12 protein-coding genes are annotated in these 18874 nt (G+C 64.0%); 2 read left to right on the top strand and 10 right to left on the bottom strand.

Going from position 1 to position 18874, the window contains the following annotated elements; all coding sequences use genetic code 11:
- Positions 1–83: 83 nt before the first annotated feature.
- The 3 genes from DM806_RS02820 to DM806_RS02810 are packed head-to-tail and all read right to left on the bottom strand — an operon-like array spanning position 84 to position 5866.
- On the bottom strand, positions 84–1487 hold the full coding sequence (locus DM806_RS02820; RefSeq protein WP_179041747.1) for an efflux transporter outer membrane subunit: 1404 nt from the start codon (positions 1485–1487) through the stop codon (positions 84–86).
- Positions 1477–2682 carry an efflux RND transporter periplasmic adaptor subunit gene (locus DM806_RS02815; protein WP_179041746.1) on the bottom strand — a complete coding sequence of 402 codons (1206 nt, stop codon included), beginning with the start codon at positions 2680–2682 and terminating at the stop codon, positions 1477–1479. Before DM806_RS02815 ends, DM806_RS02820 begins: the two co-directional genes overlap by 11 nt.
- Positions 2675–5866, bottom strand: coding sequence for an efflux RND transporter permease subunit (locus DM806_RS02810; protein WP_179041745.1), 3192 nt, complete (start codon positions 5864–5866; stop codon positions 2675–2677). Before DM806_RS02810 ends, DM806_RS02815 begins: the two co-directional genes overlap by 8 nt.
- Positions 5867–6171: 305 nt before the next feature.
- Between DM806_RS02810 and DM806_RS02805 the strand changes: the two genes are divergently transcribed.
- Positions 6172–7095, top strand: a complete 924-nt coding sequence (locus DM806_RS02805; protein ID WP_179041744.1) for a LysR substrate-binding domain-containing protein — start codon at positions 6172–6174, stop codon at positions 7093–7095.
- Positions 7096–7102: 7 nt separating this feature from the next.
- Here the strand turns inward: DM806_RS02805 and DM806_RS02800 are convergent, their stop codons facing one another.
- Genes DM806_RS02800 through DM806_RS02770 form a run of 7 tightly spaced genes read right to left on the bottom strand, consistent with a single transcriptional unit; the run spans position 7103 to position 15960 of the window.
- Positions 7103–8563, bottom strand: coding sequence for a GH1 family beta-glucosidase (locus DM806_RS02800; protein WP_179041743.1), 1461 nt, complete (start codon positions 8561–8563; stop codon positions 7103–7105).
- Between the two features lie 13 nt (positions 8564–8576).
- Positions 8577–10913 carry a glycoside hydrolase family 31 protein gene (locus DM806_RS02795; protein ID WP_179041742.1) on the bottom strand — a complete coding sequence of 779 codons (2337 nt, stop codon included), beginning with the start codon at positions 10911–10913 and terminating at the stop codon, positions 8577–8579.
- A gap of 23 nt (positions 10914–10936) precedes the next feature.
- A complete protein-coding gene (locus tag DM806_RS02790) occupies positions 10937–12562 on the bottom strand; it encodes an alpha-L-fucosidase (RefSeq protein ID WP_179041741.1) in 1626 nt (541 codons plus the stop codon).
- Positions 12559–13356, bottom strand: a complete 798-nt coding sequence (locus DM806_RS02785; RefSeq protein ID WP_179041740.1) for an SGNH/GDSL hydrolase family protein — start codon at positions 13354–13356, stop codon at positions 12559–12561. The genes DM806_RS02790 and DM806_RS02785 overlap by 4 nt, the downstream gene beginning before the upstream one ends.
- A gap of 17 nt (positions 13357–13373) precedes the next feature.
- Positions 13374–14150, bottom strand: a complete 777-nt coding sequence (locus tag DM806_RS02780) for a GDSL-type esterase/lipase family protein (protein ID WP_256869071.1) — start codon at positions 14148–14150, stop codon at positions 13374–13376.
- A gap of 8 nt (positions 14151–14158) precedes the next feature.
- On the bottom strand, positions 14159–15127 hold the full coding sequence (locus DM806_RS02775) for an alpha/beta hydrolase (RefSeq protein ID WP_179041738.1): 969 nt from the start codon (positions 15125–15127) through the stop codon (positions 14159–14161).
- A complete protein-coding gene (locus DM806_RS02770) occupies positions 15124–15960 on the bottom strand; it encodes an IclR family transcriptional regulator (protein ID WP_256869070.1) in 837 nt (278 codons plus the stop codon). Before DM806_RS02770 ends, DM806_RS02775 begins: the two co-directional genes overlap by 4 nt.
- A 197-nt stretch (positions 15961–16157) precedes the next feature.
- On the opposite strand from DM806_RS02770, the gene DM806_RS02765 reads away from it, so the two are divergent.
- Positions 16158–18863: a TonB-dependent receptor gene (locus DM806_RS02765; protein WP_179041737.1), complete on the top strand. Its 2706-nt coding sequence runs from the start codon at positions 16158–16160 to the stop codon at positions 18861–18863.
- The last annotated feature ends 11 nt before the right edge of the window (positions 18864–18874 follow it).

Genomic DNA, 18874 nt, shown 5'->3' with positions numbered 1-18874 from the left:
CCTCTCCCTTCCCGAGGCGGGTCGCACCCAAGGCCAGTTGTCCATTGCGGACAACTGGCTTTTTTTGGGGAAGGGAGCGGGAATCAGGCGCCGGTGGCGGGGCCGCCCATGGCCTTTACCAGCGCAATGCTGGCGCGCATCCGGTCGGTTTCGACCGCCAGGAAGGCGCGCTGCGCCTCCAGCGCGTCGGTCTGGGCGGTGACGACTTCCAGATAGTCGGAAGCGCCGTCGCGATAGCGGCTATAGGCGATCTTGCTGGTCCGCTCGGCTGCCTGCGCGGCGTCACGCTGGTCGACCGACTGGGCTGCCAGATGGCGATTGGCCGCAATCGCATCCTCCGCCTGCCGGAAGGCGCCCAGCACTGTCTCGCGATAGGCGGCGGCGAGTTCGTCATATTCCGCGCGCGACATCTTGACCTGTGCCTTGCGCCGTCCGCCGTCGAACAATGTGACGAGCGCTGATAGCGGACCCAATCCCCAGAAGCTGTTGGGGCTGCTGATCAAGTCGCCGCGCGTCGTTTCCCATCCGCCGGTCAGGCCAAGCGTAAGCGAGGGAAAATAGGCCGCCTTGGCGACGCCGATCCTCGCATTGGCGGCATAAATGCGCCGCTCTGCCGCCGCGATGTCGGGCCGTCTCTGGAGCAGTTCCGATGGCGTGCCGGCCGGGATCGACGGCATTTGCGGCAGGCTGTCCTGCGCCGCGATCGAGAAGTCGGATGCCATCACGCCGATCAGCGCCGCAATCTCATGCTCGGTCGCGGCGCGTTCATTCGCCACGGCGGAAATCTGCGCGCGGGCGTTGCTGAGCGTGGTTCTGGCCCGGTTGACGTCCATGCCGGACGCGATGCCGCCCTTCCGCCGCGTGGCGGTCAGAGTATAAGCGCGGTCGAACGCCTCGACCGACTGACGCAGCAAGGCCGCCTGCGCGTCCAGTCCCCGCAGCCGCGCATAGGCGTCGGCAACCAGCGCCTGAAGGCTGAGGCGAGCGGATGCCAGATCGGCCTCGCTCGCCTGCGCGTCGGCACGCGCGGCGGTCACACTGTTGCGGATGCGGCCCCACAGATCCAGTTCATAGTCGAGCGAACCGCCGACAACATAGTCATTGTAGGTGACGGCATTGCCATTGCCCTGAAAGCGGTTGCCCGACACCCGGCGGCGGCTCGCGTCGGCACCGGCGCTGATGGTCGGGATCAGGTCCGACGCTTCGACACGCGCGGCGGCGCGCGCCTGATCGTAGCGGGCAAGTGCGGCCGCCAGCGTCGGGCTGGCCTGCTCTGCGCGCGTTTCCAGATCATTCAGAACCGGATCGCCAAACGCTTCCCACCAGGCGCCGCGCGGCGCGGCGTCCATCGGCTGGGCGGCGGTCCAGCCTGCCACTTCCTTGAAGGCGGCAGGCGCTGCGCTTTCGGGCGGATGATAGTCGGGCGCCATCGAACAGGCCGCCAGGACCATGGACAGCAGCGCTGTTACCCGGCGATCAACGCCCATTCGCAGCGCCCTTTCCGCCGGCCGCCGCCTTCTGCACCTGCACCCGGTCGCCGGTGCGGATCGCATCGGGCGGGGTGTCGACGACCCGGTCCTGCGCGGTGACGCCGCCCGAAAGCTGGACGGTCGATCCCTCGTCACGCGCGATCGTCACCGGCTTCACCGTCACGCGGCCGTCAGTGCCGACGACGGCGACGGTCGGGCCGTCATTGCCATAGAGGATGGCGCTGCCCGGCAGGCTCAGCGCATTGCCCTGACCGGCCGCAACCTGGAAACGCACCTGCGCGAAGGCGCCGGGCTTCAGCGCCGCATCGGGGTTGGGCGCCTGCAGTTGCACCAATACCGCGCCCGACTGCGGATCGACCGCGCCGGCGCTGCTGGTCATGGTCGCGGTGAAGCTGCGGCCCGGATATTCGGGCAGAGACAGGGTCGCGGTGGTGCCGGGCTTTACGGCAGCCGAATAGCCCTGCGGCACGCGGACGTAGATGCGGACGCGATGGATATCGGACACGGTGAAGAGCGGCTGAGCCGACGCGTTGCCAGCCACCACCAGCGCGCCGATCTGGGCCGATCGGCTGGTGACGACGCCGTCGAACGGCGCGGACAGGCGGGTGAAGCCCTGCAACGCCTTCAGTCGATTCACATTGGCGAGCGCGGCGTTCGACACGGCGATGCGCGCGGCGAGGTCGCCCGCCTTCTCGTCGGTTTCCTGCTGCGAGACGGCATCTTCCTTCAGCATCGACGCCCAGCGCTTCGACGTGGTTTCTGCCAGCCGCTGGTTGGCGAGCGCGGTCTGATAGTCGGCCTGCGCGGCGGCGAGTTGCTGATCGACGTCGGGCGCATCAAGGATCGCGAGCGGCTGACCCGCGCGCACCTGATCGCCGATATCGGCCAGCCAGCGCCGTACATAGCCGTTGGTCCGGGCGTTGATGGCCGCGCTGTTATAGGCCTGGACATTGCCCGGCAGGACGAGCGCATTGCCTTCCGCATCGGCCTTGGGCGTCACCACCGCGACGGTCGGCAGCGCCGCGTCGACGGCGGTCTGGCGCAGTTCTTCGGTCGCGTTGATGCGCGAAACGACGCCGACGCCGACGACGACGATCGCGATCATAGCCGCGCCGATGCCGACGCGCTTCAGGGTGCGGCTGTCCGGTCCTGCTTCGGCCGGGTTCTCGATGGGGGCGTTGTGCTCAGACATGGCTCGGCTGCATTTCCGTGGTGGAGGGCTTTTGCCCATGTTTGCGGTGGACGAGGGCGAAAACGGTGGGAACGAAGAAGAGGGTCGCGATGGTGGCGCAGATCAGGCCGCCGACGACCGCGCGGCCCAGCGGTGCATTCTGTTCGCCGCCTTCGCCCATGCCGAACGCCATCGGACCCATGCCGATGATCATGGCGAGCGCGGTCATCAGTACCGGGCGGAAGCGGACCATGCCCGCTTCCAGCGCGGCCTTCGTCGCATCGCCCAGTTCGGCAAGCCGTTCACGCGCGAAACTGACCACAAGGATCGAGTTCGCCGTCGCCACGCCCATACACATGATCGCGCCGGTAAGGGCGGGCACCGACAGCGTCGTGCCGGTCATGAACAATATCCAGATGATCCCGGCCAGTGCGGCGGGCAGGGCGGTGATGATGACGAATGGGTCGACCCAGCTCTGGAAGTTCACGACGATCAGCAAATAGATCAGCACCACCGCCCCGGCGAGACCGAAACCAAGGCCGGAAAAAGCGGTGTTCATTGTCGCATATTGGCCGCGGATAGTGACGGTCGCGCCCTTGGGCTGGTCCTTCTCCATCGACTTGATGACGTCCTGAATATCGCCCGCAACCGCGCCAAGGTCACGGCCTTGGGTGGTGGCGAAGATGTCGAGCACCGGCGCAATATTATAGTGCGAGACGACCGGCACGGTGTTCGAGCGGACGATGGTGGCAAGCCCGCCCAGCGGCTGGACCGTGGTTGCGTTGGCGCCGGAAACCGGGACGTTGGACAGGTCGCTCAGCGATCCGACCAGATATTCGGGCGCCTGCGCGACGACCGGATATTGCACGCCATTTTCCGGATTCACGAAGAAGACGGGCGCGGTCTGGGACGTGCCGGCAAGCTGGCTCGCCAGGCTGGTGGTGACGTCGCGTTCGGTGAGGCCGAACTGACCGACGCGGGACCGGTCGACTGCGACGTCCAGCTGCGGCGATCGGCCGGGTTGCTGGATACGCGCGTCGGCCAGGCCGGGAATGGTCGCGATCCGGGCCAGCAGCTTTTGCGCATAGGCGCGGTTGGCTTCGGCATTCTTGCCCGCAATCTGGATGTCGATCGGCGCGGGCGCGCCGAAGTTCAGTATCTGGCTGGTGATGTCCGCCGGCAGGAAGGCGAAGGTCGTACCGGGGAAGCGGCGCGGCATTTCGCGGCGCAGTTCCGCCACGAGGTCGTCAGTCGGACGGTGGCCATGATTAAGCGCGATCAGCATGTCGCCGTCCTGCGGGCCGATGGTGCCGCTATTATTGTAGACGGTGTTGATGGAGCTGACCGGCAGGCCGATATTGTCGGTGATCGATGCCAGTTCGGCTGCAGGAATGATCTTGCGCACTTCGCGGCTAATCCGGTCGAAGCGGGCGGCGGTATCTTCGATACGCGAACCGACCGGCACGCGGATATGCATCGCAATCTGGCCGGAATCGACCGTGGGGAAGAAGTTGCTGCCCAGCATCGGCAACAGGCCGAAGGACAGGATCACGATGCCCATGAAACCCAGCAGGAAAGGCTTGCGCGTATTAAGCGCGCGGTAGAGCAGGCCGACATAGCCGGTGCGGATCTTCTCGAACCGCGCCTCGAACCCGCGCTGGAAACGGACCAGCGGGTTATGCGAGGTCGCGCTGCCGGCCATGTGGGCATCGCCATGTTCGATATGCGGCTTGAGCAGATACATGGCCAGCGTCGGGACCAATGTGCGCGACAGGATGAAGGACGCGATCATCGCGAACACGACCGACAGCGCCATCGGGACGAACAGGAAGCCCGCGACACCCGGCAGGAAGAACATCGGCACGAACACGATGCAGATGCAGAGCAGGGCGACGAAGGCCGGCGTCACGATTTGCGCCGCGCCGTCCAAAATGGCTTCCGTGACGCCCTTGCCCTGTTCCAGATGCCAGTTGATATTCTCGATCGTCACCGTCGCGTCGTCGACAAGGATGCCGACAGCGAGGGCAAGGCCGCCCAAGGTCATGACGTTGAGCGTCTGGCCGAACATCGCCAGCGCGGCAATCGCCGCCAGGATCGCCAGCGGGATCGACAGGGCGATGATGACGGTGGAGCGCCAGCTGCCCAGGAACAGCAGGATCATCAGCGACGTCAGCGCCGCCGCGATCGCGCCTTCATGGATGACGCCCTCTACCGCCGCCTTCACGAACAACGACTGGTCGCCGACCGGCAGGATTTTCAGGCTGTCGGGCAGGGTGGCGGCGATACGGGGCAGCGCCTGCTTCACGCCATCGACGATCGCCAGCGTCGAGGTCGAGCCATTTTTGAGCACGGTCAGAAGCGCCGAGCGACCGCCCTCGACATGGACGATATTCTGCTGCGGCCCGTTGCCGTCGCGGACATAGGCGACGTCGCGCATATAGATAGTCGCGCCGTTCACGACCTTCACCGGCAGGTCGTTGAGCGCCTCGATCGAGGTCGGGGCGTTGTTCAGGCGAACGCTATATTGGGTTGCGCCGACCTTGACGAAGCCGGCCGGGTTGATCTGATTTTGCGCGGCGATCGCATTGCCGACATCCTGCGCCGACAGCCCCTTGGACTGGAGCGCCAGCGGATTGAGGTCGATCTGCACCTGACGCTGCTTGCCGCCCGAGGGGAAGGGCATGGCAAGGCCGGGAATGGTGACGAGTTGCGGGCGGATCTGGTTCTGACCCAAGTCGAACAATTGCTGTTCGGACAACCCCTTGCCCGACAAGGCGAGCTGGAGGATCGGGACGGTCGATGCGCTATAGTTCAGGATCAGCGGCGGGGTGATGCCCGGCGGCATCTGGCGCAGCACCGTCTGCGAGATCGACGTCACCTGCGCGGTCGCGGTGCGGATGTCGGCGCCGGGCTGGAAATAGATTTTGATGATGCCCACGCCCTGAAGCGACTGGCTTTCGATATGCTCGATATCGTTAACCGTGGTGGTCAGCACGCGCTCATAGGGGCCGACGATCCGGTTCGACATATCCTCGGGCGACAGGCCCGCATATTGCCAGGCGACCGCGACCACCGGGATGCGGATGTTCGGGAACATGTCGACGGGCGTGCGGACAGCGGCGAGTACGCCGACGATCGCGATCAGGATCGCCATCACAATGAAAGTCAAAGGACGGTTGAGGGCAACCTTGACGATACCGATCATCCACGACTCCGGGACGCGCCGGCGGGACCGCCGGGTTGAAAACAGTGATGCCTCTCCTGATGGGATGCCTATCGTTACCGCAACCATCCCGGCGGATAAAGCCGCTTGTCACGGCATGATTTGATGAACGTCATTCATGAATGTGACGATGGTCCGGGTCCGGGGGGCTGCGGCATCAGGGGGGATCACACGCGGCTTTCGGAACGACAGCGAACCACCGCCACATCCGGTTTCGCCATGCAACCTAGAATATTCCGCGTCTAATATATAATACAGCAACATTGATAGCTTGGGCGACTTGATTCATGGACCTTCGACATCTGCGATACTTCCTGTGTGTTGCCGAGGAAATGCATTTCGGTCGTGCCGCGCTTCGGCTGGGCATTTCACAGCCGCCCCTCAGCCAGCAGATACGGGCGCTGGAAGAGGAACTGGGCGTGACCTTGTTCGAGCGGACCAGCCGCCGCGTGGCCTTGACCGAAGTCGGTCGGCTGTTCGTGCCGGAGGCGCGCGCGACCCTTGCGCAGGCGGAACGGGCGGCGCAGACGGCGCGGCTGGCGCAGATGGGGCAGATCGGACATCTGTCTTTGGGCTTTACCGCGTCCGGTCCGTTCGTCCCGCAGGTGGCAAAGGCACTGTACAGGTTTCGCCAATGCTTCCCCCATGTCGAACTGACGCTGTTAGAACTGGGGTGCGACGAGCAGCTCGACGCAGTCGAACGTCGGCAGCTCGACGTGGCGATCGTTCGCTGTTTCGCGCCGCCTGTCCTGCCCAATGGACTGGTTTTACGGCCACTGATCGAGGAGGAGATGTGCTTGGCGATCCGGCAGGATCATTACCTCGCGCGGCAGGCAAGCAATCCGACGATCGAGGATTTGAAGGACGAGCCGCTGGTCCTTTATGGCGCCGTCATCGGCGCGGGCTTCAACGAGCATTTCTTCGCATTGTGCGAACAGGCCGGGTTCCGGCCGACCATCGCGCAGGAGGCGGGCAGCCTCGCGACTTTGCTTGGGCTGGTGGCGGCCGGTTTCGGCGCGACGATCCTGACGCAGTCGCTGACCCGGCTGCATGTCGACAATCTTGCTTATCGGCCATTCGCGACGCCCGTCAGCAGCAGCCTGTGGTTGATCCACCGCGAGGATTTGTCGCCGACCTCGCGGGCATTCAAGGAAACGATATTGGCTGCTGGCGACGATGAACCATCGCCGCCAGCAGCAGGGCTCAGATGATCGGGCGTCAGACCAGCTTGTTGGTGCGCACCAGTTCGCGATACCAGTCAGCGCTCAGCTTGGGCGTGCGCTTCTGGGTCTTGAAATCGACATGGTGGATGCCGAACAGCTTGGTATAGCCGTCCTCCCACTCAAAATTGTCCATCAGGCTCCAGACGAAATAGCCCTTCACCGGGATGCCCTCGCGGGTCGCCCGCTGGAGGTGAGTCATATAGTTGCGCAGATACATGACGCGGTCGGTGTCATAGACCTTGCCGTCCTCGGCGACCTTGTCGTCGGCCGAACAGCCATTTTCGGAGATGTAGAGACCCTTGGGCTTCCAGTTCTCACTGATGGCGCGCATCCCCCAATAAATGACCTCCGGCGTGACGTAGAGCCAGGGGGAGGGCATGCGCGGCGCCTGACCCGGATGCGGCAGTATTTTGTAGCCCGACGGCGCGGATGGATCGGCGCGCACGGTGTTGCCGGTGTAGACGTTGACCGACAGGAAATCGAGCGGCGCGCCGATCAGCTTCATGTCGCCGTCCTTGACCTTGGGCGCGTCTTCGCCCTGCGCGGTCAGATAGCTTTCGATATAGCGACCTTCCATGATAGCGGTCAGGAACATGGCGTTCTCTTCGCGCACCGCCTTCTTCACGGCTTCGATATGGTCTGGCGTCTCGATCGCGGGGACGTAGATATTGGGATTGTCGGCGATGCCGACCTGTGTCCCGCTTTTCGTCGCGGCGCGCAGCGCCTGCACGCCCAGGCCATGGGCCAGCACGCCATGGTGGCGGATCTGGTTCACTTCGCCCATGGGCAGCTTCAGGCCCGGCGCCTTGCCGCCAGTCATGTAGCTGAGGTCCGTGAAGCAGCGCAGTTCGTTTACCGTCATGAAATGCTTCACGCGATCGTTGAGGCGGCCCGCCATATAGGTCGCATAGTCGGCGAAGGCATAGGCGGTATCCCGGTTCTGCCATCCGCCGGGCAGGGCAGCGGGCAGATCCCAGTGGAACAGGGTGACGTGCGGCGTGATGCCGGCCGCCAGCAGCCCGTCGACCAGCCGGTTATAATAGTCCACGCCCTTCTGGTTCGGCTTGCCCTTGCCGTCGGGGAATATCCGCGACCAGGCGATAGAGAAGCGATAGGCTTTCACGCCCAGCGCCTTCAGCAGCGCGATGTCGTCCTGATAGCGGTGATAGCTGTCGCAGGCGACGTCGCCGGTGTCGCCATTGGCGACCTTGCCCAGCGTGTGGGAGAAAATGTCCCAGTTGGTCGCTCCGCGGCCATCCTCCTTCGCGGCGCCCTCGATCTGATAGGCGGCGGTGGCGCAGCCCCAGAGGAAGTCGGGCGGGAAGGACAAAGCGCCCTGCGAGGCTGCGGTCGATCCGGCTTGTGCGGTTGCGGCGGTGGTGCCGCCGACGAGGCTGGCGCCCAGCGCAGCCGCGCCGAGGCCCATGCCCAATTCGCGACGATTGATACCCGTCATGTTTCTGAACTCCTTATTGACCGACAACCTGCACCAGACCGGTAACGGCCTGGCCGGTGGGCAGCTTCATCTTGCTCGTCAGCGACTTTGCGGTGTCGTCCCACACCAGTTCGGCCTTGGAGCCGCCCTTGCGATAGGCGTTGGTCGTGCCGTCGTCATCATAGAGGGTGAAGCGGGCGTTCGCGCCGGGATAGACGCGGATGCTCTCGATCGCCTGCTTTTCCGCTGTGCTCTTGATCTGGACGCCCATCGGGACGATCGAACCGGCCTTCACGAACAGCGGCATGCGGTTGATCGGCGCTTCGACCTCGACCGTCTGGCCGCCCTCGAACTTCTGGTTGGTCCAGTAGTCATACCAGGCCGTGCCCGTGGGCAGATAGACCGACCGCCTGGTCTGGCCCTGCTGCGTCACCGGGGCGACCAGGAAGGCGGGACCGAACATATATTGGTCGCCGATGTTCGACACCTTGGGATCGTTCGGGAAATCCATGAACAGCCCGCGCATGAAGGGCGCGCCGGTGTCATAGGTGTTGCGCCCGAGCGAATAGATATAGGGCATCAGCGTGTAGCGCAGGCGCAGCCAGTCGGCCAGGATCGGTTCGGCCGCCTTGCCATAGTCCCACAGCGCTGTGCCGGGCCGCTGGCCATGGATACGCAGCGTGGGGGTGAAGACGCTATACTGGAACCAGCGCACGAACAGTTCGGGATAGTCGGGATAGTCCGCGCCCATCGCCGTCGCGCCTGCCGGATCGACCAGGATCGGGTTCTCCGCCTTTGGACCTTTGGGCCACTGCCACCCGCCGATATCGCTGCCCCAATAAGCAAGGCCCGACGCGGTGAAGTTGAGGCCCGCCGGGATCTGCCGCTGGAGCGCTTCCCAGGTCGACTTGATGTCCGACGACCAGAACAGCCCGCCATTGCGCTGCGACCCAAGATAGGCGGCGCGCGCCAGGATCATGTTGCGGAAATTGGGGCGGTCGCGCTCGGAGCCTTCGGCCACGCCGGTGGTATGCACCAGCGGGAACAGATTGTGGTAGCGGTCGCCCGAACCCTTGGCGTAGAAATAGCCGTCGGGAACCAGATCAGGCTCGGTCTCGTCCAGCCAGAACCAGTCGAAGCCTTGGGCGGCGATATTGTCGCGGATCTTCCCCCAGAACCATTCGCGCGCCTCCGGATTGGTGCTGTCGATCAGCGCCCCGGCGCGGTCCGATCGCATCGGCAGACCGTCGACCGGATTGCCGTCCTTGTCCTTCAGGAACCAGCCCTTGGTCGCCAGCATGTCGAAATAGCGCGATTCCCGCTCGAAACGCGGCCACACGCTGATGATCGAGTGCATCCCCATCGACTTCAGCTGGTCGTTCATGCTCTTGGGATCGGGGAAATAGGTGCGGTCGATGTCAAGCTGCCCCATGCGCGTCCAGTAGAACCAGTCGAGCACCATCACGTCGAGCGGCAGGTTGCGCTGGCGATAGCCATTGGCGATGTCGAGCAGTTCCTTCTGGCTCTCGTAGCGCGCCTTGCTCTGGATCAGGCCGAAGCCCGCCTTGGGTGGCAGCGGCGTCTTGCCGGTCAGCTTCGCATAGCCGGCATAAAGTTCGTCCGTGGTCTTGCCGGTGATGACGAAGAAGGACACGCGCTCGCCGACCTGACTCTGCCAGTGAGTGCTGCTGTGCAGGCCCGGCTGGATCAGCGTGCGGGCCGGATTGTCCCAGACGATGCCATAGCCCTTGTTCGTGACGATGAAGGGCACGCAGACCGTCTCGCCCGCAGGCGCATCATAATAATGCTGGCAGTCGATCTGCTTGCCGCGCAGATCCATATAGCCTTCCTGGTTCTGGCCCAGGCCGTAATAATGTTCGTCGGCAGGAGAATCGAAGCTGGCGCCGACCTTGAAGGTCTTCTCGCCATTGACCGTCACCGGCGCCATTTCCCAGCCGGTCATTTTCGTCAGCAGCGTGCCGCTCGCATCCTTGACCGACAGGCTGACCGGCGGCAGCGAGGGCGCAAAATAGCGCTGCATCTGCGTCGGCGCTCCGGGCCATTCCTTGGCGTCGATCGTCAGGCTGATCGCCGAGGAGGAGAAGATGTCGCCGGTCGCATCGGTGCGATGGGTCCAGCCAGTCGCGTCCGACTTGGCGTTCGGTCCTTCGCCCGGCGCCGCCGACGCCAGCGCAGGATCGAGCGCGATCGTCACGCGGACGATATTGGGCGCATAAGGCTCCACCGCTACGCGGCTGCCATGGCGGTCCAGCAAGGCCATCGGTTCGGCCAGCGCAGGAGCCGCCATCGCGAGGAAGGACGCACCGAGCGCGATCCCCGCCAATCTTGTGTTGAAGCCCTTTGCGATCATCCCTGTATTCCCTTGCTTGAACTTTATACGAGGCCGCGACCGTCGATGCGGACGACCGGAACGAAATTGCTGTCGTGCGGCATGTCGAAATGGAGGCCCGCGCCATCCTGACGGAAAGCCAGCGGACCGCCGCCGAGCAGCGTCACTTGGCTGATCTTGCCGTCAACGCGCCCACGCGCCAGTGAGCGGATAGTCGTAGATCCCTGCGCCCGGCCTAGGAACAGCGCATAGAGCGCGCCCTTGTTGGTGGTGAAGCGGATGTCCTGCGTGGTGAAGGGCTTGGCCTTCTCCTCATTCTGCATCCCTGCGATCATTTGCGTTGGCCCCTCGCCATAGATGCGCCAGGGCCGCGATCCGAAGATCGCCTCGCCGCCATGGGTCATCCATCCGGCCATGCCGTCCAGAACCTTCTCCGTCTCGCTGTCGATCGATCCGTCGCCCGGCTGCGGGATGGAGAGCATGAGGTTGCCGTTCTTCGACACGACATCGGCCAGCCGCTGGATGACCTCCTCGGCGCTCTTGTAGCTTTTGTCGTGCAGCCGCGCCTCATTGTAGAACCAGTCGCCGATGCAGGTGTCGGTCTGCCATGGCTCGTCCCACAGATGGTCGGTGAAGCCGCGCTCCACGTCCTGCACGATGCCGAAGCGGGCATAGGGCTTCAACTGCTTGCCGGTCAGCACCACGTCGATCTGGCCGTGCCAGTCGATCGAGCGGTTATAATAATCCGCCGCCGCCTCCAGCCCGACCGGGCCGAAGGGCAGTTCATGATCGTCCATATAGACCATGTCGGGCTTGTATTTCGCCACCAGATCGGTCTGGCGCAGCAGCCAGCGGGTGACATAGGCCGGGTCGTCCTTTGGCCCCGTCTCGATCCACCGGCCGTTATGGGCGTCGTGCCATTTGTCCATCGCCTCGATCGTGTCGATGCCGTCGGGCAGCACCGCATGACCGCCGGTATAGAGTTCCTGCGGGTCGAGGCCGTCCCACCACAGCCCCTTGCCGTCTGCCTTGCGCAGGCGGAAGGCATCGTAGCGCTCGCCCTTCTTCGGGCCGACCGGGTCATAGCCATAGGCCGGCTGATACCAGTGCCAGGCATGGGCGGCATGGTTGGACACGCCGAACTTCATCCCCGCCTTGCGCGCGGCCTGCTCCCAGATGCCGACAATGTCCTTCTTCGGCCCGACGCGCAGGCTGTTCCAGGCATGATAGCGGCTGTCATAACAGTCGAGATTGTCGTGATGGCAGGCGAGCGCCATGAAATATTTGGCCCCCGCCTTCTGGTATCGGGCCATCAGCGCATCGGGTTCCCACTTGTCGGCGGTCCAGAGATTCTGGATGTCCTTCATCCCCGCGACCGACGGATGGCCGTAGGTCTTGAGGTGATGCTCATACATGGGGTGGCCCTGCATATATAGGAAGCGGCCATACCAGTCGCCCTGCGCCGGCACCGACTGCGGCCCCCAATGCGACCACATGCCGAGCTTCGCGTCACGGAACCAGTCGGGATAACGATAATTGCTCACCAGCGAGGGCCAACTGGCCTGCACCGGTCCGCGCATCGTCCCCATGGGGCTGGCGGCGCGGGCCACGCGGGCGAGGCCGAGCGCGGCGGTGCCGGCGAGGAAGGCGCGGCGTCCCAGCATCGTCATTGAATTTCCCTCAAGGCCTTGTCGATGGCCTGCCGCGCCAGCGGGCGCATGATCGCATAGCCTTCCTTGGTCGGATGGACGCCATCGGTGGACAGGCCCGGCTTCATGGCGCCGTCGGGCTGCGCCATCGCGCTATGATAATCGACATAGGTGAAGCCCCGGCTGCGGGCGTAATCGGCCAGCCATGTATTGATCGCCGCAATCTGCGGCGCGGGCTTCATCGCCGGGCTCCAGGGGAAAGCGCCGGCGGGCGGCACGGACGCGATCACGACCTTGATCCCGTGCGCATCAGCCAGTTCGGCCATGCTCTGGATATTGCCCAGCACCGTTTCCATCGTCGCCGCGCCGGTATTGCCGGCGATGTCGTTGGTCATCGCCATGATGTGCACGACTTGCGGCTTCAGGGCGATCACGTCATTGCGGAAGCGGACCAGCATCTGCGCCGTTGTTTGGCCGCTGATGCCGCGATCAACCAGCCCGTCCGCGAACATCTCCGGGTCTTGGTTGATCCAGTTGTCGGTGATGGAATCGCCCATGAAGACCGCACGAACCTTCTTGCCTTCCAGCGCCTTGTTGTCCGCGGTATAGCGGCACAACTGCCCGAAATCGCGGGTCAGCATGTGGAGGTTCCACATCTTCCATTCCGCTTCGCCTGCGGGCTTGGGATGGACCGGACAGGGATCGGCCACGATGCCGACCGGATCGTCGGCATGGGGATCGCCGGGCACCTTCGTTTCGGCATGGGCCGTGCTGGCAAGAGCCAGCGCGCACAGAGCAGCCGTCAGGCGAAACATCATCCTTCTCCCTTGCTTCATTTCTGTCGCAGAACCTGCCTGATCGCCCGCTCCGCGATCGGCGCCATCACCGCATAGCCGTTATCGAGTGGGTGGACGCCATCGCGCGTATAGGTGGCCGCCATCAGCCCGCTCCGGTCGACCATCGCGGCATGATAATCGGCAAAGCCATAGCCCCGCTCCGTACAAAAGGCGCGCAGCCAGCCATTGAGCGCCATCAGTTGATCGGGCTTGCGCTCCTTCACCACGTCCTTCGCCGCTTCGGTATAATTATTGACCGGCAGGATCGAGCCGAACACCACCCGGATATGATGAGCGGTGGCGAGGTCAGCCATCGCCTCCCAATTGGCCTCGATCTGTTCGGATGTTTCCTGTTGCAGGAAGCCTTGCACGTCGTTGATGCCGGCCAGAATCACTACGACCTTTGGCTTCAGCGCGATCACATCCTGGTGGAAGCGCAACAGCATCTGCGCCGTTACCTGACTGCCGATGCCGCGATTGACATAGGGCTTGCCAGGGAAGCTGGCAGCGAGGTTCCACCGGTCGGTGATGGAATCGCCCAGAAACACCACGCGCTGCTCGCCGGGCTTTGGTACGGGCAGGGCGGCATTGGCAGGCGCATAGAGATAGCGCTCGCCGAAATCCTGCATCAGGCCGGGCACCAGCTTCGCGCGGAAGGGGCCAAGCCATGGTCCCCAATCCTTTTCCGCCACGGTGCGCCGTTCGGGTGAGCTTTGATACGGATCGGGCGCAGCCTGCGCTGCGCCCGCCACCAGCAGGAGCAAGAGCGGCAACGCACCTATCATGCCGGGATCAGCCCATGCCGGGCGCCGAAGGTCGCGAACAGCTCCGGCCAGGCGGAGGCCTGCATCATGCGCGGCAGGCGCACGCCGAAACCATGGCCGCCATCCTCGAAAATATGGAGCGCGACCGGACGTTTGGCCGCCTGCATCGCCTGAAATAGGGCGATGCTGTTGGCGGGCGGGACCAGCCCATCGTCCGTCGCGTGGACGAGGAAGAGGGGCGGCGTACTTGCGTCGACCCGCATCTCGACCGACCGGGCACGCCGCATATCCGCACCCGCGCCTTCGCCCAGCAGATTGTCGCGCGATCCGCCATGGGTGAACGGCGCGTCGAGGCTGACGACTGGATAGATCAGGCCGGCGACATCGGGGCGGGCATCCTCCCGGTCGGCGGCATCGACCGGGGTATAGATCGTCTCGCCATGGCGGGTCGCCAGCGATCCCGCCAGATGCCCGCCCGCGGAAAAGCCGAGGACGCCGATGCGGCTTTTGTCGACACCGAACTGGACAGCTCCGGCGCGTATGATCCGCATCGCCCGCTGCGCATCCTGCAACGGCACATCCTCGTGCCGCGCCCAGCCTTCGCCCGGCAGGCGATAGAGCAGGATGAAGGCGGTGATGCCGCGCGCATTGAGCCATGCCGCCTGGCTGGCGCCTTCATTGTCATAGGACAGGAAGCCATAGCCGCCGCCGGGCGCCACCAGCATCGCCGCGCCATTGGGGCGGGCGGGGCGGCATACTACCAGAACCGGCCGATCTATGCCGGTTACAAAGCGATCGGGCTTGGTCGGATCTTTGGACTGGTCGTCGATCTTGCGGACGATGCGCGCGCCGGTGTCGCCGGGCGGCGTGCCGGGCCACAGTTCGATGATCTCGTCGCTGGCCGATGTCTGTGCGGACGACAGGCCGGGCAGGGCCGCGAGACCGGCAGCGGCGATCAGGGCGGAACGGCGGTCGAACATGGTCATTGGTCGTCTCCGATGCTGCGCGTCGGCACTGCCATGATCGGCGACATGGCCGTGCCGATCGCATGGGCTGCGTCGCGCACCAGCTGGCTGCAATCGTCCAGTGTCGCCCGGTTCGCGGCGCCGTCGACGAAGGGCATAGTGAGCGCGGCGCGGGCGATGCCGCCGATCAGGATCGGCGCGGAAAGGTCGGTGATCCCCGTCAGCATCGGGCTGGGGGCGATCGCCCCGCCCGCCGCGACGGCCGCATCGAGGCGCGCGATCAGTTCCGCTTCGTCCAGCGCCTCGTCGGTCGCGCGAATGTCCGCCAGCATCGCCGCGCGGGCATCAGGCGATTGGAAGGCCAGCAGGATGCGCCCGCTATTGGAGCGATGCAGCGGCCGCTTGTAGCCGACGCGCACGGCAAAGCCCGACAGGCCGGGCGCCTCGATCGCGATGATGACGACCATCTCCGCCCCCGACGCGACGGCGAGGTGACAGCTTTGCCCCGCCTTGCGCGCCAGATCCTGCATCACCGGCAGCGCTGTGGAGGCGAGGTCGCGAATCGGCGGCTGGCTCATGCCCAGAGCGAAGAGGCGGTTGGTCAGGCGATAGCCGTCTTCGTCCCGCGCGATATAGCCATGCTCTTCCAGCACCTGAAGCATGCGGAAGATTTCACTGACCGACCGGCCCAGCGCTACGGATATATCGGACATGATCAGAGGCTCGCTCGCGCTGGCGAGAAGCTCCAATATTTCCAGACCCTTGGTGAGCGCGGGTGCCTGATAGCGCGCCTTGCCGGTCATGTTGCTCCCCTCCCTTATGCGCTGCTTCGGTTCGTCGAAGCGCGGCGTCATGTTAGCGCTATCCTGCGCATTAATCCACATATGAAATCAATTTTTATATTTCATAATTTGAAATGGGAGAGTAATGGAGCGTCGTCTTGGTACCGCTCCCAAAGCGGGGCGAGACACGAAAGGGAAATGTTTTCGGCCGCTTTTGCGCGGCGAATCGATTAGCGCTCCGACCCAGGAGCCAGGGAGAGGAAGGTTCCATGTCCAAGATGATTCACATGCCGCGTCGCGCTGCGTTGATGGCGGGTATTTCGATCGCCAGCATCACGCTCGGCTGCACCGCCGCCCATGCCCAGGATGCGACGACGCCCGATCAGGCGGCCGCTTCTGCGGACGAGGGAGACATCGTTGTCACCGGCGTGCGCGCCAGCCTTTCCAGCGCTCAGTCGATCAAGCGCAATTCCGACGTCATCGTCGATTCCATCGTGGCGGAAGACATCGGCAAGCTCCCCGACCGCAACGTCGCCGAAGCATTGCAGCGCATCCCCGGCATTCAGGTCCAGCGTCAATATGGCGAAGGCAGCTCGGTCGCCATCCGCGGCCTGACGCAGGTCCGCACCGAACTCAACGGCCGCGACATCTTTACCGCCAGCGGCGCCAACCAGCTGAGCCTGGAAGATATTCCGTCCGAATTGCTCGCCGGCATCGACGTCTACAAGAACCCGTCGGCCGACCTGATCGAGGACCAGCTGTCGGGCACGATCAATTTCCGCACGCGCAGGCCGTTCGACTTCGACGGCTTCAAGGCGGCGGCGACGCTGACGCAGAGCCATTTCGATCTGGTCGACAAATATAAGCCGTCCGCGTCGCTGATGCTCAGCGATCGCTGGGACACGCCGATCGGCGAAATCGGCGTCCTCGCCAGCGTCTCGTTCCAGAAGACCGCCTTCCGTCAGGACACGATCTCGACCGAGCCTTTCTATACGCTCGATCCCACCAACGCTGCAGATGCCGCCGTGCTGGCGACGCTGGGCCGCACCGGCCAGACCACGACCCTGCCGCATGGCACGGGTATCGGCGAAGTCTATGGCGATCGCCGCCGTCTGGGCACTGACGTGTCGGTCCAGTGGCGTCCCAGCGACACGCTGGAGCTGACCGCCGAAGTCTTCCGCTCTGACTATAAGTTCCGTTTCGACGATTACAGCTTCTTCGCCTACACCTCGACCAGCGCGATCCAGCCGCAGCCGGGTGCTCCCTTCACCTATGCCGACAATGGCGATTTCCAGAGCGGCACCTTCATCGACCTGCCGGTCGGCAACAACACCAGCGCGCAGACCCGCCGGTCGAAGACGACCGACTATTCGCTCAACCTGAAGTGGAAGCCGACGGATCGGCTGACCGTGACGGCCGACGGTCAATATGTCGACGCGAAGACCAAGAATCTGCGTTCCATCTTCGGTCTCAACGGCACGGCCGACACGCTGTATCAGGATATTTCGGGTTCGATCCCGGTGGTAAACATTGGTTCGGCAACGGGCCTCACCAACCCGGCAACCTATAACAGCGCCTTCTATCTCGACAATCTTAACGAGTCGAAGGCGTCGGACAAGACCGCTCGTCTGGACGCCGAATATCGCTTTGACGCCGGCATCCTGTCGTCGATCAAGGCTGGCATCCGCTTTGCCGACCGGAAGAACCGGACGATCGACACCGGCTATCGCTACACCGGCCTGTCGGGCATTCCGAGCGAGCTGGAAAATGTCGACCTGAGCGACTTCTTCCGTGGCGATGCCGACCTGTTCGGCAATATCATCGCGTTCAACCGCGGCATCATCCGCAACTATCAGCAGACGCTCGACACGCTGGGCATCGCCAGTGCGCCGGCCTATGTCCAGAGCGGCACCAACGAGCAGCGGCAGAAGACCTATACGGGCTACGCAACCGCCTTCTTCAAGACCGACCCGGTCGACGGCAATATCGGCGTTCGTGTGGTCCGCACCGATCTGGACGTGTCGGGCTATTATCAGCAGACGCCGATCATCCAGAATCCGGACGGAACCGAAACCAACGGCCCGACCGTGTTCAACCCGATCGCCGTGTCGCGCAGCTACACCTCGGTCCTGCCGAGCCTCAACCTGCGCGTCCATCTGATGGACAATCTGCAACTGCGTCTGGCGGCGGCGAAGAATATCTCGCGGCCCAGCTTCACCCAGCTGAACCCGAGCCTGACCATCACCGAGCCGGGCACCGCGCAACAGAATCAGGTGCACACCACCAGCGGCGGCAATCCCTACCTCAAGCCGATGAAGTCGGACAATCTGGACGCATCGCTGGAATGGTATTTCTCGCGCACTGGATCGCTGACCGCGGCGGCCTTCTACAAGAATATCAAGAATTACATCCAGACGGCGGTGTCGACCCGCAACGTCACGTTCGGCAATGGCAACAGCTATGACTATGAAGTGACGTCCTACAACAATGTTGCCAAGGGCAAGGTGAAGGGCTTCGAGCTGGCCTACCAGCAGTTCTTCGACTTCCTGCCCGGACCGCTGAGCGGCCTCGGCATGCAGGCCAACTTCACCTATGTCGACTCGCAGGCGCCGTCGCCCGCGACCTCCGGCCCGGTGACGAATGTGCCGCTGGAACTGCTGTCCAAGTATAATTACAATCTGGTCGGCATCTATGAGCTGGGCGGGCTGTCGGCGCGCGTCGCCTACAACTGGCGCAGCAAATATGTGGTGACGACTGCTGGCAACGGTACGGGCAACCTGCCGATCTTCAACAAGTCGTTCGGCCAGCTAGACGCATCGATCAGCTATAATGTGACGCCGCAATTCGCCTTGGCGGTCGATGGCACGAACCTGACCAACACGCGCCGCAGCACCTATTTCGGCATCGACACTCGTCCGCGCGACGTGGTGGTGAACGACCGCCGCATCAGCCTCACGGCCCGGATCACCTATTGATCCATCATGCG

The sequence above is a fragment of the Sphingobium lactosutens genome (genome assembly GCF_013393185.1).
GTDB classification, from domain to species: domain Bacteria; phylum Pseudomonadota; class Alphaproteobacteria; order Sphingomonadales; family Sphingomonadaceae; genus Sphingobium; species Sphingobium lactosutens_A.
Note: the sequence above shows the minus strand (reverse complement) of the source record. Positions and strands in the feature narration are given on the sequence as shown.

What these genes read in the sequence shown, in the direction of transcription:
- DM806_RS02795 (WP_179041742.1), bottom strand. Translation starts at nt 10,913, where the DNA reads ATGATCGCAAAGGGCTTCAACACAAGATTGGCGGGGATCGCGCTCGGT.
- DM806_RS02815 (WP_179041746.1), bottom strand. Translation starts at nt 2,682, where the DNA reads ATGTCTGAGCACAACGCCCCCATCGAGAACCCGGCCGAAGCAGGACCG.
- DM806_RS02820 (WP_179041747.1), bottom strand. Translation starts at nt 1,487, where the DNA reads ATGGGCGTTGATCGCCGGGTAACAGCGCTGCTGTCCATGGTCCTGGCG.
- DM806_RS02800 (WP_179041743.1), bottom strand. Translation starts at nt 8,563, where the DNA reads ATGACGGGTATCAATCGTCGCGAATTGGGCATGGGCCTCGGCGCGGCT.
- DM806_RS02790 (WP_179041741.1), bottom strand. Translation starts at nt 12,562, where the DNA reads ATGACGATGCTGGGACGCCGCGCCTTCCTCGCCGGCACCGCCGCGCTC.
- DM806_RS02770 (WP_256869070.1), bottom strand. Translation starts at nt 15,960, where the DNA reads ATGACGCCGCGCTTCGACGAACCGAAGCAGCGCATAAGGGAGGGGAGC.
- DM806_RS02775 (WP_179041738.1), bottom strand. Translation starts at nt 15,127, where the DNA reads ATGACCATGTTCGACCGCCGTTCCGCCCTGATCGCCGCTGCCGGTCTC.
- DM806_RS02785 (WP_179041740.1), bottom strand. Translation starts at nt 13,356, where the DNA reads ATGTTTCGCCTGACGGCTGCTCTGTGCGCGCTGGCTCTTGCCAGCACG.
- DM806_RS02765 (WP_179041737.1), top strand. Translation starts at nt 16,158, where the DNA reads ATGTCCAAGATGATTCACATGCCGCGTCGCGCTGCGTTGATGGCGGGT.
- DM806_RS02810 (WP_179041745.1), bottom strand. Translation starts at nt 5,866, where the DNA reads ATGATCGGTATCGTCAAGGTTGCCCTCAACCGTCCTTTGACTTTCATT.
- DM806_RS02805 (WP_179041744.1), top strand. Translation starts at nt 6,172, where the DNA reads ATGGACCTTCGACATCTGCGATACTTCCTGTGTGTTGCCGAGGAAATG.